The organism is Staphylococcus sp. GDY8P119P (assembly GCF_017892075.1).
Classification (GTDB): Bacteria; Bacillota; Bacilli; order Staphylococcales; family Staphylococcaceae; genus Staphylococcus; species Staphylococcus ureilyticus.
Genome location: NZ_JAESKJ010000015.1, coordinates 77572 through 94110 on the forward strand (window position 1 = coordinate 77572; position 16539 = coordinate 94110).

Below are 16539 nucleotides of genomic sequence, written 5' to 3' on the forward strand. Positions count from 1 at the left end.
TTTAACATTTTATAGCCATTTTGTTACCTATTAATTTTAAAATCTCTAATTTTTTGATAGCATATGCTTATCACTAAAAAGGAGTGCTTAAAATTTGTTTAAATTTCATAAACTAGCATTACAAAATGCTAAACCGCAAAATGCTAAAATTTTACTATTCACAATTGTAAGTTTTATCATATTATTTGCTTTGACTGTTCTAACTTTTATACCAGTTCAACCAGCAATATATAAGTTTTTAATGTCAATGGCAATGCAACAACCTATTGGTAGTGCCTTAATTACATTAATACTAGCAATATTAATTCCATTAGTGGTTTTCATATTTGTAGGCTATCAACTTATTGCTGGAACTATATACACTATAGACAATGCAATTAATAAAGACAAGGTTAAATTCAAAGATTTATTTTCAATATTTAAAAAAGGTAAATATGCTAAATCGTTAAAATTATCTTTAATTACTTTATTAAGTATTATTATTATATTATTACTTAATATTCTAATAAGTAAGCTATTACAATTAGGCATTGTACAATTATTCACTGCATTACAAGGACCGTTAAGCAGTTCTGATCATGCACTTGGATGGTCATTAACATTCCAAATCATTGCCGCTACTTTACAAGTATTTATATTGTCATTTGTTTATTGGTTCTTTACAATCCTAATCATCAATTATACATTAGCTTTTGTTAAAGAACCTAGTAGAGGCGCTTGGTCATCTGTGAAACGTGGCTTTAAAGCTATTAAAAACGGCAATAAAACTTGGTTTAAATTCTATATAGGTATATTATTGCTAAATTTACTTGTTATCATCTTAGCAAACCCAGTAAGTCAATTAGTTTCTATTAGTACTGGTAGTATTTCACAAACATTAGCAACGACTATTATCTATATTGTGTCAGTAATCGTTATTATAATTAGATTAATCGTTTATTACACAAACTTATTAGCAATTATTCAATACTACAATAAAAATGGCGAGAAAATAGATAAATCAGAAGTTAAAAAATCAAAAGCTTCTACACAATCTAATCAAACATCTAAAGTAAGCAATAGTGTTAATCATACAACTGAGAAAGCTACGGATAAAGTTAATCAAACTTCTGATCAGTTTAAAGATAATGCTGAAGAAAAGGCTTCAGATATCAAAGATCAAATTGATAACAAAGAAAAATAATATCAATAGGAAACAGTTAGGACCATCGTTCTACCTTCAAAAAGGACTAATCCACGTTCAAAAGGATTAGTCCTTTTGAATTTATACTTGTCTTTTTTTACGATACTACTTAACTGTTTATATTATACTTGCACACTCTCAATTGATTCTTATGCTAAAGCATGTGAACAGTCAATTATCCATATCAAAAAAAGACACTTTATCTCATTTAATAATCATTATTAAACGAGAAAAGTGTCTTTTTTAATCAATTTATCTATACGTATATTTTATAATAAATGTTTTTTCAAGTATAATGCCGCACCGTTTTCTTCATTTGTGAATGAAGTGACATCATCAGCTAAAGCTTGAATTTCTGGCCGAGCGTTCTTCATCGCTACAGTATAATTACCAAACGCAAACATCGCTCTGTCGTTATCACTATCACCAATGACTAATGTTTCTTCTTGTTTAATGCCAAAGTAGTCTATCATTTCTTTAATTCCAGTGCCTTTGTCAATACCAAAAGCCATTGTTTCCGCGTTAAAGCGCGATGAATTTGATACACTGATTTGAAGTGCTGTTTGGTCATCGATTAACTGATTTCGAAATTGAGTAATCTTATCATAATCTGGTGAGAATAAATAAATTTTTGAAAATGATGTGTCAGGGATAATTGGTTCCCAACTTACTTTTTCAACAATAGATTCTCTACGGGATGTCCACTCACTATAGCCTACGTTTTCAGGTGGTGTTGATTGTTTAAACATAGCTTCTGCCCACGTTTGATCTTCATTAAGAATGATACGATTGCCGTCGAAAGGAAACACTTCATAATAAATTGCTTGTGCTTTTGCTCTTTTCACAATTTCATTTACCGTATCAAATGTTAAACTATGTTTAAAAATAGTTTCATTGTGAACGACACCGTTCGTACCATTAGAACTAATAATACCATCCACTTTAAAGTCTTTAGGTACAAGGTAATGAATCTCATCATGTGCTCTTCCAGTAGCTAAAAACACTTTATAACCATGATTTCTTAAAGTCTGTATTATTTCTGTTGTTTCGTTATCTACACGATTGTTTTTATGTAAAATTGTACCATCCATATCCAAAAATATTGCTTTAACATTTTCCATTTAATATAAATCCTCCATCATATGTTATCGTCTTAAATTATGGCACTTTGTCTATGTTTCTGCAATGTCTTCATCTTCTAAAAACAATGTATAGCGCCCATGGTTATATGTTATGCTGACATTCCGCTTAAAGAAGTGACTTAATGTTGTATTATTTAGAATTTCGGATAATTGACCTTGTTTGAAAGATTGTCCATTTTTCAATAAAAAACCATAATCAATGTCCTGGGTGATTTCTTCTACAAAATGCGTGACATAAATTACTGCTAATTGAGGATTTTGCTTATACAATTGTGTCAGTGCACTTAATAAATCTTCTCTTGCAATAAAATCTAGTCCTGAAGCTGGTTCATCCAAAATTAAAAGTTTAGGGCTCCCCATCAAAGCTCTTGCTATCAACACTTTTTGACGCTCTCCAGTAGAAAGATAACCATAATATTGATTTTCAAATTGAGTCATTCCCATTTGCTTTAAATATTGTTTTGCCAAATCTATGTGTTGTTGTTGTACATCCTGAAACACACCGATTGACTTAAATATCCCACTCATTACTACATCTAAAACAATTTCACCATCTTGAAAACGATCCATTAAACTACTAGATACAAATCCAATTTGCTGGCGTACATTTTCAGCAGAATATCCTTTGTTTCCAGGCTTCATACCAAATAAAGTCATTTCACCTGACGTATTTGGCTCATAGGCATTTAAAATATTCAATAGTGTCGTCTTACCTGCCCCATTCAAACCATATAACATCCATTTTTCTCCCTCTTTAATCTGCCAACTCACACCTTGAACAATTTCTTTTCCATCTTTTCTTCTTGCTATATTGTTCAAATCAATTAGCATATATATCCCCCTTTGTTAAATTGCCATTTATTTTTGATTCTGTCTAAATATATTTTCCAATGTCTTACCTTTAGCTAATTCATCAACCATCTTGTCTAAATACCTAATCTCTTTCATTACTGATTCTTCCATATTTTCAACACGAATCCCACAAATAACACCTGTCACTTTAGTTCTATGTGGATTTAATTGTGGTGCTTGTTGAATAAATGTTTCATAATCAGTACCATCTTCTACCATTTCATCCAACTGAGATTGACTATAGTCGGTCATCCACTTAATGATCGTGTCCACTTCATTTTTCGTTCTACCTTTTTTTTCGGCCTTTTTCACTAAATGAGGATAAACATTTCCAAAAGCCATAGTATAAATTTTAGGTTTTGTCATTATTTTACACTACCTTTCTTTAATTTCTATATGTAATCGTTCTTCTTAGCATATTAAATTTTCTAAACTTTTGAAAACATTTCACTTTCAATAAGTTAAAAATAAAAGCTGAGACAATTTAATGTCCCAGCTCAAACTTATTTATAAATTTATTCAACTGTTACAGACTTAGCTAAGTTACGTGGTTTATCCACATCTAAATCTCTGTGCAGTGCAGCATAATATGAAATTAACTGCATTGCCACAACAGCAACTAATGGTGTTAACAACTCATGGACATGAGGAATAACGTATGTGTCGCCCTCTTTATTTAATCCATCCATAGAAATTATACAAGGGTTTGCGCCACGTGCAGCAACTTCTTTCACATTGCCGCGAATAGAAAGGTTTACATTTTCTTGTGTAGCTAAAGCAATCACTGGAGTACCCTCTTCAATAAGAGCAATCGTACCGTGTTTAAGTTCACCACCTGCAAAACCTTCTGCTTGAATATAAGAAATTTCTTTAAGCTTCAATGCGCCTTCTAAACTAACATTATAGTCGATTGTACGACCAATAAAGAATGCATTTCTAGTTGTTTCAAAGAAATCTGTAGCAATTTGTTTCATTACATCTGCATCATCCACAATTGTTTCAATAGCAGTAGTCACTTTCGCGAGTTCTCGTAATAACTCAACGTCGGCTTCTTTACCGTGTTCTTTCGCTACAATTTGTGACAAAATTGAAAGTACTGCAATTTGTGCAGTGTAGGCTTTTGTAGATGCAACGGCTATTTCAGGACCGGCATGTAATAATAAAGTATGATCTGCTTCACGAGATAATGTTGAACCAGGAACGTTTGTAATTGTTAATGATTTGTGCCCTAGTTTCTTAGTTTCTACTAATACAGCACGACTATCCGCTGTTTCACCTGATTGTGAAATGTAAATAAATAATGGTTTTTCAGAAAGTAATGGCATATTATATACAAATTCTGAAGCAACATGTACTTCTGTAGGCACGCCTGCCCATTTTTCTAAGTATTCTTTACCAACTAATCCTGCATGATAACTTGTACCTGCTGCGATGATGTAAATTCTGTCTGCATCTGCTACATCTTTTATAATATCCGCATCCATTTTCAAATTACCTTCAGCATCTTGATATTCCTGGATAATACGACGCATTACTGCAGGTTGTTCATGGATTTCTTTCAACATGTAATGATCATAAACACCTTTTTCTGCATCAGCAGCATCAATTTGTGCAGTATAAGCTTCTCTGTCTTGTACCGTACCTTCTTGGTCTTTAATAACTACATCATCACGTTTAACAATAACAATTTCATGATCATGAATTTCTTTGTATTGGTTTGTTACTTGTAACATTGCAAGTGCATCTGAAGCAATAACATTAAAATCATCGCCTACACCAATTAATAACGGCGATTTATTTTTTGCAACATACATAGTGTCACGGTCATGACTATCAATTAATCCTAATGCGTAAGAACCTTCTAATAACGATACAACTTTCGTAAACGCTGCTTCTGTAGAAAGTCCAGTATTTGAGAAGTATTCAACTAATTGAACAATAACTTCTGTATCAGTTTCAGATAGAAATTTTACATCTGATAAATATTCATTTTTTAACTCTTCATAGTTTTCAATTACACCATTATGCACTAAAGTGAAACGTTTAGTTGCAGATTGATGTGGGTGTGAATTTTCATAATTTGGCACACCATGTGTTGCCCAACGTGTGTGACCAATACCTACATTGCCATCAACGTCTTTACTATCTGCAACTTTTCTTAACTCAGCAATACGTCCTTTTGATTTAAATACATTTGTGCCATCATCGTTAACAACAGCAACACCAGCAGAGTCATATCCTCTATATTCTAATTTTTCTAATCCTTTTAGTAACAATTCTTTGGCATTATCATGCCCGATATATCCAACTATTCCACACATATAAATACTCCTCCAATTTAATGGTGAAGGGTATTGAACGTTCGGCGTATAGGAACCTGTTCAATATATAAGACCAATTCAAATAAATTTCTTAACATTCGTTTTTGTAAGAAATTTTAAAAATAGGCACAGAAATCCCATTCACCTTTACTTTTAATTTTTATTTAATTTGGCTATCTTATTAACTTTGTGCACTAGGTCACCCTAATGTTTTCCTTAATAAGTTTACGAATGAGCCACATCCGGGATAGCATCCGCCGATGGTTCGATAACTATCCTCCTCGTCTACAAGCTTCGATTTCATATCTATTAAGATTTCTGCTATAAATCTTAAATGTTAAATATTTAACCGCTTCACTTGCACAGGCGCTTTTATTGATATATTTAAGACAAACTTTCCTCCTTTCCTTCAATACCACTAATTGTACAATGTATTTGTGACCAAATGCAAATTTTTTATTAACTTCATCCTTAAAATAATTGCAAAATGTTTTTATTATTAAAAATTCAAAACCTTCCATATATTAATAGTCATAAACTTGTCAAAAAATATGTGCCAAATTTGAGATTACTATTTGTTGTTTATTTATGTAAACAGACCTACAATGATACTTAAATACAGAGAAAAAGAGGTGCAAATTATGTCACAAACAGATGCTCAAGAAAATAAAGGAATTGGTCGTAAAGTTCAAGCCTTTGGATCATTTTTAAGTAGTATGATTATGCCTAATATTGGTGCTTTTATTGCTTGGGGTTTTATAGCAGCAATATTTATAGATGGCGGTTGGTGGCCAAATAAAGATTTAGGTGAATTAGCTGGACCAATGATTACTTATTTAATACCATTATTAATTGCTTATAGTGGTGGTCGCCTAATTCACGAGATGCGTGGCGGAATTATTGCAGCTGTAGCAACAATGGGTGTTATTGTAGCATTACCAGAAACACCTATGTTACTAGGCGCAATGATTATGGGGCCACTTGTTGGTTGGTTAATGAAGAAAACTGATGAATTCATTCAACCAAGAACACCACAAGGTTTTGAAATGTTATTCAATAACTTCTCAGCTGGTATTTTAGGTTTTATTATGACTATAATAGGTTTTAAAATATTAGCACCAATCATGGAATTTATCATGCATATTTTATCAGTTGCTGTTGAAGCATTGGTACATGCGCATTTACTTCCATTGGTAAGTATTATTGTTGAACCTGCTAAGATCGTATTTTTAAATAACGCTATAAATCATGGTGTATTTACACCATTGGGTGCAGATCAAGCTGCATCTGCAGGCCAATCTATTTTATACACAATCGAATCAAACCCTGGTCCAGGTTTAGGTGTTTTAGTTGCTTATATGATCTTTGGTAAAGGGACAGCTAAAGCTACTTCATATGGGGCTGGGATTATCCACTTCTTAGGTGGTATTCATGAAATTTACTTCCCTTATGTGTTAATGAGACCTTTATTGTTCATCGCAGTAATATTAGGTGGTATGACTGGTGTTGCTACTTATTCATTATTAGACTTTGGGTTCAAGAGTCCAGCTTCACCTGGTTCATTTATCGTATATATGTTAAATGCCCCTAAAGGCGAATTCTTACACATGATTACAGGTGTGTTATTAGCAGCAATCGTTTCATTTATTGTTTCATCAATTATTTTAAAATTCACAAAAGAAACAGAAGAAGATTTAGAAGCAGCGACAGAGAAAATGGAAGCATCAAAAGGTAAAAAATCGAGTGTATCTTCTAAGTTAACAGGGAATAGTGATGATAACACTTCAACAACTACAAAAGATACAGCTGACAAAAATAGTGATAGTCAATCAGAGGATGATTTACTAGATAACTATGATACAGAGAATGTAGATGCACATGACTACAGTAAAGTAAATCATGTTATCTTCGCTTGTGACGCAGGTATGGGATCAAGTGCTATGGGCGCAAGCATGTTACGTAACAAATTCAAAAAAGCTAGCATTCAAGACGTTGAAGTAACGAATACAGCGATTAATCAATTGCCAAGTGACGCTCAACTTGTCATTACTCAGAAAAAATTAACAGATAGAGCAATCAAACAAGTTCCAAATGCAATTCATATTTCAGTAGAGAATTTCTTAAATTCTCCTAGATATGATGAATTATTAGAAAACCTTAAAAAAGAAGAAAACTAATCACTCACTAAAAGAGAAATAAATTGGAGGGTATGGCTATGTTTTTGAGTACACGTGAAAAGGAAATTATCGAAATGTTAATTAAGTATCACGGTCAATATGTCACTATTTATGACATTGCTCAACATTTAGCTGTATCCTCTCGTACTATTCATAGAGAATTAAAGTCTATTGAGCCATTTTTAGAAAGTTTTAATATTGAATTGGAACGCGTTACGAAAAAAGGTTTACAGTTATCTGGTAGTCCATCAGCGATACATTCATTAAAAAATGAATTACTTCAACAAGTTACGATTGATTTGTCTCAAGAAGAACAAAAAGTAATTATATTATATGCACTTATTCAAGCTAAAGATCCAATCAAGCAATACAGTTTAGCACACGAAATTGGTGTTTCTACGCAAACCCTAGCTAAATTACTAGATGAGTTAGATGGTGAACTCGTACAATATCAATTAACGCTTCAAAAAAAGCGTGGTGAAGGTATTCACCTTTATGGTGCTGAATCAAAAAAAAGAGAGTTATTAAGTCAATTGATGGTTAATAATTTAAACAGTACGAGTGTTTATTCTGTAATAGAAAACCACTTTGTGTATCAATCCATTAATCAAACTCAGTTACCAATGGTAGATTTAGATAAAATCTTCCAAGTTGAGAGAATTCTTATGGATCATTTAGGACAACTACCTTATTCACTGACAGAATCAAGCTATTTAACTTTAACAGTACACATTGTGCTCAGCATTGATCGAATGCTTAAAGATGAATATGTAGCTTTAAATGATGATATTTATAATCATGTCAAAGATACCTTTGAACATCAAGTCGCCTCAGCTTTAGCATTACATTTAGAGCACATCTACGGCGTTCAGTTCAACCAAGCCGAAATAACCTTTATCACGATTCATTTACGCGGGGCCAAACGCAAAGAAACTACTGAAGTGTTTAAAAATAATAAAGATGATCAACGCATCAAAAATCTTATTCAAATGGTATCAGAGATTTCTCAACAAACATTTAAAGATTGGCGAACATTAAGCGAAGGGTTAAAATTGCATATAATACCTGCAATCAATCGATTAAATGCTAATATTGAAACGCATAATCCTTTAACTGAAATGATTAAGCATAAATATCCAAGATTATTTGAAAGTGTACATCAAGGTTTAATAAAAACATGGCCAAATTTTCAATTTCCAGAAAGTGAAATTGCATTTATCGTATTACATTTCGGTGGTGCAATTCAAAAACAAGCCACATCTTTTTATAAGGTGCTCGTCGTTTGCAGTAGTGGGATTGGTACAAGCCGTCTACTTGCTACACGATTACAACAAACATTTAGTGAAATTCAACAAACAACGCAAGCCTCTGTGGGTGATCTTAATTCCATTGATATTCAACAATATGATGCTATTATTTCAACAGTTAATCTAGATATCAGCTTACCATATCTCACTGTTAATCCATTGTTACCAGATGCAGACATTAATCACGTAGCTGCTTTTCTAAACATGCAACAAGACAAGCCACAAACGCAAATATTTGATGATGCTGATATAACCTTTTCAAATCCTGAATATCAATTAGATTATATCCGTAAAGGACTTGAAGTCATTGATTCGATATATATTGATTATACACATATTCAAGATTGGATTATGTATTTAACAAGACAATTATTTAAACATCAAATTATTGAAGATAAACAGTCATTCGCTGAACTTATTAAGCAACGCATGGATGAACAAGGCTTTGTTTTAGATCCTTATCCTATTGCTATGCCACACTTAAAAAGTGATTTAATTAAAAAACCATTTATCCTAGTCACTATATTAGAAAAACCACTTTTGCTTAAAAGTAATCAAAATGACAAAGTTTCTGTAACATATTTATTAAATATGTTCATACCTCCGGATGATATCATGGCACAACTTATTAGTGAATTATCTGGAAAAATTGGTGAGCATCTCGATAATATCGATCAATTTATGCAACAACCAGAACAATTATCAGATTTACTAAAACAAAGTTATCTGAAAGCATTACAAAATCAATTAAACATGGAGTGAATAATATGAGCGAATTATTTAGCAATGACAATATTTTTATTAATCAAACTGTGAAAGATCAAAACGAAGCAATTGAAAAAGCAGGACAAGCACTTGTATCCAGTGGTGCAGTTACAGAAGACTACATTCAAGCTATGAAAGATCGTGAGCAAGTTGTAACAACATTTATGGGTAATGGATTGGCCATTCCCCACGGTACTGATGAAGCGAAAACCAGTGTATTAAAATCAGGGTTAACTTTAATTCAAATTCCTGATGGTGTTGATTGGGATGGAGAAGAAGTTAAAGTGGTTGTAGGTATCGCAGGTAAAGATGGTGAGCATTTAGATTTACTATCAAAAATTGCTATCACATTTAGTGAAGAAGAAAATGTTGAACGCATTATCAATGCTTCATCAGCTGAAGAAATTAAACAAGTATTTGAGGAGGCTGACGCATAATGAAAGCATTACATTTTGGCGCGGGTAACATTGGTCGTGGCTTTATTGGTTATATTTTAGCTGATAATGATATTAAAGTTACATTTGCAGATGTCAATGCTGAAATTATTGATGCTTTAGATTCAAAACATGAATATGATGTGATACTAGCAGACGATGCGCAAACAACAACTCGTGTGCACAATGTTGACGCAATCAATTCAGGACAACCTTCTGCTAAATTAAAACAAGCTATATTAGAAGCTGATTTAATTACTACTGCAGTCGGTGTAAATATTTTACCAATTATAGCTAAAACGTTTGCACCTTATTTAAAAGAAAAAGAAACACCGGTAAATATTGTGGCATGTGAAAATGCCATTATGGCTACGAACACATTGAAAGAGGCAATCTTAGATATCACTGGTCCATTAGATGACCATATTCATTTTGTCAATTCTGCAGTTGATCGAATTGTTCCTCTGCAGTCCAATGAGAATATTTTAGATGTCATCGTGGAACCTTTCTATGAATGGGTTGTAGAAAAAGATGCATGGTATGGTCCAGAATTAGATCATATCAAATACGTGTCTAATTTAACGCCTTATATTGAACGAAAATTATTGACGGTAAACACTGGTCATGCATTCTTAGCCTACGCTGGTAGATATAATAATCAACCTACGATTTTAGATGCAATGAATGATAAAATAATCAAACATGACCTGGAAGAAGTTTTAAAAGAAACCAGTCAATACATTACGAACCAATTTGATTTTTCAACATCAGAACAAGCAAAATACGTTGATAAAATTATTGAGCGCTTTAAAAACCCTCATCTTTCAGATGAAGTAACTCGTGTTGGTCGAGGCACAATCCGTAAAATTGGACCTCAAGATAGAATAATTAAACCATTAAATTATCTCTATCAAAATAATCTAAAACATCATGCCTTAATTAAAGCAGCTGCATTACTATTAAAATACGATGATACGAATGATCAAGAAACAGTTGAAAAAAATAATTATATTAAAGATTATGGTGTTGAAGCCTTCTTAAAAGATTATGCTAAAATTGATGATCACTTGGCTTCTGAAATTAACAAAGAATACAACGTTTTATAAAAGATAATGTATTATTAAATATCCAAAATTATAGACTAATCCTCATTTATATGGATTAGTCTTTTTAGTTAATTTTTATAACATTAGTTGTATTTGCAAGAAATAAGTGACTTTATAGCTCAATTCTGTACTTTTCTTATGCTTCTGATTCTACTAGATATCTACCTAACTTAATTTACAAAATGAATTTAAAATATAATATTATGAATTACACACTTCGTTTGGTTTATAGCTAATAAAAAAACTGTCAATACATGTACTAACACTATCATTAGTATCTGTATTAACAGTTTCAAATAAGTCATAGAACTTATTCATTTAACCCCATTTTCTCTTTAACTACATCTGCAATTGTTTGGGCATAATGTTGTGCTGCTTCATCAGTTGCTGCTTCAACCATAACTCTTACTAATGGTTCCGTGCCTGATGGTCTAACTAAAATACGCCCTTCTCCGTTCATTTCAACCTCTACTCTAGTCATAACTTCCTGAACATCTACATTTTCTTCTACGCGATATTTATCAGTCACACGCACATTAACTAAAGATTGAGGATATTTTTTCATTTGTCTTGCAAGTTGACTCAAGCTTTTACCAGTCATTTTAATAATGCTTGCTAACTGCACGCCTGTTAATAAACCATCACCAGTAGTGTTATAATCCATTAACACGATATGGCCAGATTGTTCTCCACCTAAATTATAATTACCTCTACGCATTTCTTCAACTACGTAACGATCTCCTACTTTTGTTTTATTAGATTGAATACCTTCATCTTCTAAAGCTTTGTAGAATCCTAAATTACTCATGACGGTTGAGACGATCATATTATTATTTAATTCTTGGTTCTTGCTCATTGCTTGACCAATGATGAACATAATTTGATCTCCGTCAACGATATCTCCATTTTCATCAATAGCGATTATTCTATCGCCATCACCATCAAACGCTAATCCAAAGTCACATTCAGCTTCAACAACTTTTTCAGACAATGTTTCTGGATGTGTTGATCCTACATGATCATTAATATTATAACCATTAGGATTACAACCAACCGTAACTGTATCAGCCTCTAAATCTCCAAATAAAAACGGTGCTAGAGATGAAGTAGAACCATGGGCACCATCTAAGGCGATTTTCATACCATCTAAGTTAACATCAATCGTTGATTTTAAATAACTTAAATACTTCTGCGCACCTTCAAAATAATCAGAATAATGCACAATGTCTTCACCGACAGGACGTGGTAATTCTGGATTTTCTTGGTCTAATAATTGCTCAATTTCTCTTTCTTGATCATCAGATAGTTTGAAACCATCTGAACCGAAAAATTTAATACCGTTATCTGGGACAGGATTATGAGAAGCAGAAATCATAACACCTAATTCAGCTTCCATCTCTTTAGTTAAATATGCTACGCCAGGTGTTGATATAACGCCTAAACGCATGACTTCTGCACCGATTGAAATCAATCCAGCGATCAACGCAGATTCAAGCATTTCACCAGAAACACGAGTATCTCTACCTACTAGTACTTTAGGGTGCTTTTCACCTTCATTATGGGCTAACACGTAACCTCCAAAACGCCCTAATTTAAACGCAAGTTCTGGCGTTAATTCTTTGTTTGCAACGCCCCTTACGCCGTCTGTACCAAAATATTTTGCCATGATTTATATCTCCTTTATAAAAATCTATTTAATATTAATTTTTGCTGTTGTTTCATTTGGTTCAATTTTTGAAACGTCATCTGGTAATTTAAATTCTACATTTTTTTCAGTTGATTCTGTAACTCCATCTAAATCGATTTCTGCAGTAATTTCGTCAATATCTTGAATGTCGTTTCTATTACCGAAAATTTCTACTTCTTCTTTATCTAATTTTATATCATCTATCTCTTTACCTTTAGGTAAGGCGCCTATTGCTTTAGTTTTCACTTTTACTTTCTTACTATAATCTTCCAATTTGACGCTCAAATTAACTTCATTTGGTTGTATTAATACTTTGATTTTATTGAGTTTTCTATCAAAAGCAGTGATACGTGCAATATCCGTTGTATCTTTACTAATTTTATCTTTATCTTTAAACGTAGCTTTTAAGTATGCAATTTTATCAATTTGCTTGCTACCACCAGTAACTTTAACTGTTTCAGGTGATACGCTTTGGTCACTCACTTTATAATTGGCATCTAAGTCATTATCACTCACATCAGGTTCTACTTTAAGTTTCTTAGTAACTTTTTCTTCAAGATTAACTGTTGTTTCTTTTGGCTTAACTGTATAATCAACGTCTTTATTTAAACCATTGACCTTGAATTGTGTGGTATGTTTTCCAGCTTTCTCACCACTCAAATCAAGAACAGCTTTAATATTTTCGCCGTTTTCAGCTTTCAACACTTGAGATTGTGGACCAGATATTTCAATATCCACTTTATTCGGTACATCGCTAGCATATAACGATTTACTATCATAATTAACTTGTACTGGTACATCCTGAAGTGTTTCAGTAGATTTCTGTCCCAGTTGGTCAGCATTAAAGATATTACCAAACATGTTATTGACAGATAAGAAGAATACTAATGCTAAAACTAATGCGATTAATCTTAATCCCCATTTACTTTCTAACATATTAATTCACACCTTTCTCTTGAAAGTGTGTGCCAAACCAATGTTCAGCCAATAATTCTTCAAATGCTTCATTAGATATATCTTTTCTTAATTTACCATCAAACGTGACTGAAATAGATCCTGTTTCTTCAGATACTACTACTGTAAATGCATCTGAAACTTCTGAAATACCCACAGCTGCCCTATGTCTTGTTCCCAGACTTTTAGCTATTTTAGCACTGTCTGACAGTGGCAAATAACTGGCAGCACTTGCAATTTTGTTCGCTTGAATGATCATAGCACCATCATGTAAAGGTGTATTTGGTATAAACACATTAGTCAGTAATTCTTGAGAAATTTCGGAATTCATTGCTATACCTGTTTCAATATAATCTTGTAATCCTGTTTCTTTTTCAAATACGATTAATGCGCCAATCCGGCGTTTAGCCATATACTGAACAGCCTTAGAAACAGATGAAATAAGCTTGTCTTCATCACTATTCAAACTTGTAGAATAGCGTTTAAATAGACTTCCTCTACCCAGTTGTTCTAAAGCACGTCTAATTTCCGGCTGAAATATAACGATTAAAGCTAAAACACCCCATTGTATTACTAAATCAAACAAACGAGATGTCGCTGTTAAGTTTAACATTTTACTCACTTGTTGGCCGATCACAATTACTACAATACCTTTCAGCAATTGAATCGCTTTTGTACCTTTAAATACTGTAATGAGAAGATAAAGTACATACCATACAATGAGCAAATCGAGTACACTAGCAATTATTTTGACTGTACTCCAATCATCAAAAAAGTTGGATAAATCCATAACATCTCCTCCGGTTATCTGTTCCCATGTTATATATTATACCAATCATAACATTAACTGTCATATTAAGTATTAAATTTTTATCGTAAAATTAAAAGGAATAATATGGAATTAGCCCCATATTATTCCTTTTATTGTTTTATAATAATGTTTCACCAAAGAAACTACCTACTAATGAAACTGCCTGTTCTGCCGTGTGATTATTCATATCTATCAATGGATTTACTTCAACTAAATCCATGGAAGTGATTAAATTTGAATTATGTAATAATTCTAGCGCAAAATGACTTTCTCTATATGTTAAGCCTCCTAGTACTCTTGTACCAGTTCCTGGTGTTTCAGCAGGATCTAAGGCATCTACATCTAATGACAAATGAATGCCATCTGTTTTAGATTTCAAGTAATCTAAAGTTGCCTCCATCACGTGCTTAATCCCAAGTTTATCAATATCGGCCATTGTATATGTTTTTATATTATTTTCTTTAATATATTGACGTTCTCCCTTATCTAAATCTCTCATACCTATCAGTACAATGTTCTCTGGTCTAACTTTTGGCGCATAATTAGAGATATTCACTAAACGTGAGTCCCCTTCGCCTGCCAACACTCGCAGTGGCATCCCATGTATATTACCTGAAGGTGATTCTTCAGGTACATTTAAATCACCATGTGCATCATACCAAATCACTCCTAAATTTTCATAGTGTTTACTAATACCAGAAATTGAGCCTATTGCTATGGAATGGTCACCACCTAATATAAGTGGAAAATTACCATTATCAACACTTTGTGATACTGTTTCACTAAGTTGGTTAGATACTTCAACTATTTCATCTAAATTGCGTAATCCTTTTTGAGCTGAGTTGAACTTCTCTAAATGTATTGCAGGAACACTAATATTACCTGAATCTTTAACATTAATTCCAATATTTTGTATTCGTTCTACAATACCTGCATAACGGATTGCGTCCGGTCCAAAATCTACCCCCAATTTTTTTTGGCCATAAGTCGAAGGTGCACCAATAATCTCTACTAATTTATCCATTTAAAAAACCCCTTTGTTTTCGTTTGATATTAGGATAATCTAAAGTGATATGACTTTCAAGCTAATACAAAAGCCCCCAATTATGTAAATTTAAGCAAATTACATAAAGAAACAAAATAACGATTTTTAATTCAAAATAACTAGGTATAGCAACATAATTTCATTATTTTAAACAAAAAAATGTATATAATAAATATCAAAAAACTTCTATTAAAAACAAAAAAAGCATTCCCGAAGGAATGCTTAAAAGTGAGCCATAGAGGATTCGAACCTCTGACCCTCTGATTAAAAGTCAGATGCTCTACCAACTGAGCTAATGGCTCTAATGGCTGGGCTAGCTGGATTCGAACCAGCGCGTGACGGAGTCAAAGTCCGTTGCCTTACCGCTTGGCTATAGCCCATTAATGGTGGAGGGGGGCAGATTCGAACTGCCGAACCCGAAGGAGCGGATTTACAGTCCGCCGCGTTTAGCCACTTCGCTACCCCTCCGTATTATTAAATTAGCAATGGTGGAGGATGACGGGTTCGAACCGCCGACCCCCTGCTTGTAAGGCAGATGCTCTCCCAGCTGAGCTAATCCTCCAATATGTATCAATGACCCCGACGGGACTCGAACCCGTGTTACCGCCGTGAAAGGGCGGTGTCTTAACCGCTTGACCACGGGGCCATATGGCTCCACAGGTAGGACTCGAACCTACGACCGATCGGTTAACAGCCGATAGCTCTACCACTGAGCTACTGTGGAATAATAATACATTGCCTGGCAACGTCCTACT

Annotated in this window: 13 protein-coding genes and 6 tRNA genes; 5 read left to right on the forward strand and 14 right to left on the reverse strand. The window is 33.2% G+C overall.

Annotation, left to right across the window (positions count from 1 at the left end; translation table 11 throughout):
* Positions 1 to 94: 94 nt before the first annotated feature.
* Positions 95 to 1183, forward strand: coding sequence for a hypothetical protein (locus tag KA830_RS12715; RefSeq protein ID WP_046207719.1), 1089 nt, complete (start codon positions 95 to 97; stop codon positions 1181 to 1183).
* 269 nt (positions 1184 to 1452) lie between these two features.
* Here KA830_RS12715 and KA830_RS12720 read toward each other — a convergent pair whose 3' ends face one another.
* The 4 genes from KA830_RS12720 to glmS all read right to left on the reverse strand — a co-directional run bounded on the left by KA830_RS12720 (position 1453) and on the right by glmS (position 5498).
* Positions 1453 to 2304, reverse strand: coding sequence for an HAD family hydrolase (locus tag KA830_RS12720; protein WP_046207718.1), 852 nt, complete (start codon positions 2302 to 2304; stop codon positions 1453 to 1455).
* 51 nt (positions 2305 to 2355) lie between these two features.
* Entirely contained in the window at positions 2356 to 3156 is an 801-nt protein-coding gene (locus KA830_RS12725) for an ABC transporter ATP-binding protein (protein WP_046207717.1), read from the reverse strand.
* A gap of 27 nt (positions 3157 to 3183) precedes the next feature.
* On the reverse strand, positions 3184 to 3543 hold the full coding sequence (locus tag KA830_RS12730; RefSeq protein ID WP_070657408.1) for a DUF2200 domain-containing protein: 360 nt from the start codon (positions 3541 to 3543) through the stop codon (positions 3184 to 3186).
* 149 nt (positions 3544 to 3692) lie between these two features.
* Positions 3693 to 5498 (reverse strand): glutamine--fructose-6-phosphate transaminase (isomerizing), encoded by a 1806-nt coding sequence (glmS, locus tag KA830_RS12735; RefSeq protein ID WP_210134287.1) that lies wholly within the window; start codon positions 5496 to 5498, stop codon positions 3693 to 3695.
* 641 nt (positions 5499 to 6139) lie between these two features.
* Between glmS and KA830_RS12740 the strand changes: the two genes are divergently transcribed.
* From KA830_RS12740 to KA830_RS12755, 4 genes are read left to right on the forward strand one after another with little or no spacing between them, the layout of a single operon-like run.
* Positions 6140 to 7675, forward strand: a complete 1536-nt coding sequence (locus KA830_RS12740) for a PTS mannitol transporter subunit IIBC (protein WP_046207713.1) — start codon at positions 6140 to 6142, stop codon at positions 7673 to 7675.
* Positions 7676 to 7713: 38 nt separating this feature from the next.
* Positions 7714 to 9744 carry a BglG family transcription antiterminator gene (locus KA830_RS12745; protein ID WP_107365739.1) on the forward strand — a complete coding sequence of 677 codons (2031 nt, stop codon included), beginning with the start codon at positions 7714 to 7716 and terminating at the stop codon, positions 9742 to 9744.
* Between the two features lie 5 nt (positions 9745 to 9749).
* Positions 9750 to 10184 carry a PTS mannitol transporter subunit IIA gene (locus tag KA830_RS12750; protein ID WP_046207711.1) on the forward strand — a complete coding sequence of 145 codons (435 nt, stop codon included), beginning with the start codon at positions 9750 to 9752 and terminating at the stop codon, positions 10182 to 10184.
* On the forward strand, positions 10184 to 11287 hold the full coding sequence (locus KA830_RS12755; RefSeq protein ID WP_204179699.1) for a mannitol-1-phosphate 5-dehydrogenase: 1104 nt from the start codon (positions 10184 to 10186) through the stop codon (positions 11285 to 11287). The genes KA830_RS12750 and KA830_RS12755 overlap by 1 nt, the downstream gene beginning before the upstream one ends.
* A gap of 310 nt (positions 11288 to 11597) precedes the next feature.
* Here KA830_RS12755 and glmM read toward each other — a convergent pair whose 3' ends face one another.
* The 10 genes from glmM to KA830_RS12805 all read right to left on the reverse strand — a co-directional run bounded on the left by glmM (position 11598) and on the right by KA830_RS12805 (position 16508).
* Positions 11598 to 12953 (reverse strand): phosphoglucosamine mutase, encoded by a 1356-nt coding sequence (glmM, locus tag KA830_RS12760; protein ID WP_046207709.1) that lies wholly within the window; start codon positions 12951 to 12953, stop codon positions 11598 to 11600.
* Positions 12954 to 12977: 24 nt separating this feature from the next.
* Positions 12978 to 13910 carry a CdaR family protein gene (locus KA830_RS12765; protein WP_046207708.1) on the reverse strand — a complete coding sequence of 311 codons (933 nt, stop codon included), beginning with the start codon at positions 13908 to 13910 and terminating at the stop codon, positions 12978 to 12980.
* A 1-nt stretch (position 13911) separates the two neighbouring features.
* A complete protein-coding gene (gene cdaA / locus KA830_RS12770) occupies positions 13912 to 14718 on the reverse strand; it encodes a diadenylate cyclase CdaA (RefSeq protein WP_019467737.1) in 807 nt (268 codons plus the stop codon).
* 139 nt (positions 14719 to 14857) lie between these two features.
* Complete coding sequence (gene rocF / locus KA830_RS12775; protein ID WP_046207707.1) at positions 14858 to 15763, reverse strand: arginase; 906 nt, start codon at positions 15761 to 15763, stop codon at positions 14858 to 14860.
* Between the two features lie 250 nt (positions 15764 to 16013).
* Positions 16014 to 16086, reverse strand: a tRNA-Lys gene (locus KA830_RS12780).
* 3 nt (positions 16087 to 16089) lie between these two features.
* A tRNA-Gln gene (locus KA830_RS12785) sits at positions 16090 to 16164 on the reverse strand.
* 4 nt (positions 16165 to 16168) lie between these two features.
* A tRNA-Tyr gene (locus tag KA830_RS12790) sits at positions 16169 to 16252 on the reverse strand.
* A gap of 18 nt (positions 16253 to 16270) precedes the next feature.
* Positions 16271 to 16346 (reverse strand) — tRNA-Val (locus KA830_RS12795).
* A gap of 12 nt (positions 16347 to 16358) precedes the next feature.
* Positions 16359 to 16430, reverse strand: a tRNA-Glu gene (locus KA830_RS12800).
* A 3-nt stretch (positions 16431 to 16433) separates the two neighbouring features.
* Positions 16434 to 16508: transfer RNA gene (locus KA830_RS12805), tRNA-Asn, on the reverse strand.
* Between the last annotated feature and the right edge of the window lie 31 nt (positions 16509 to 16539).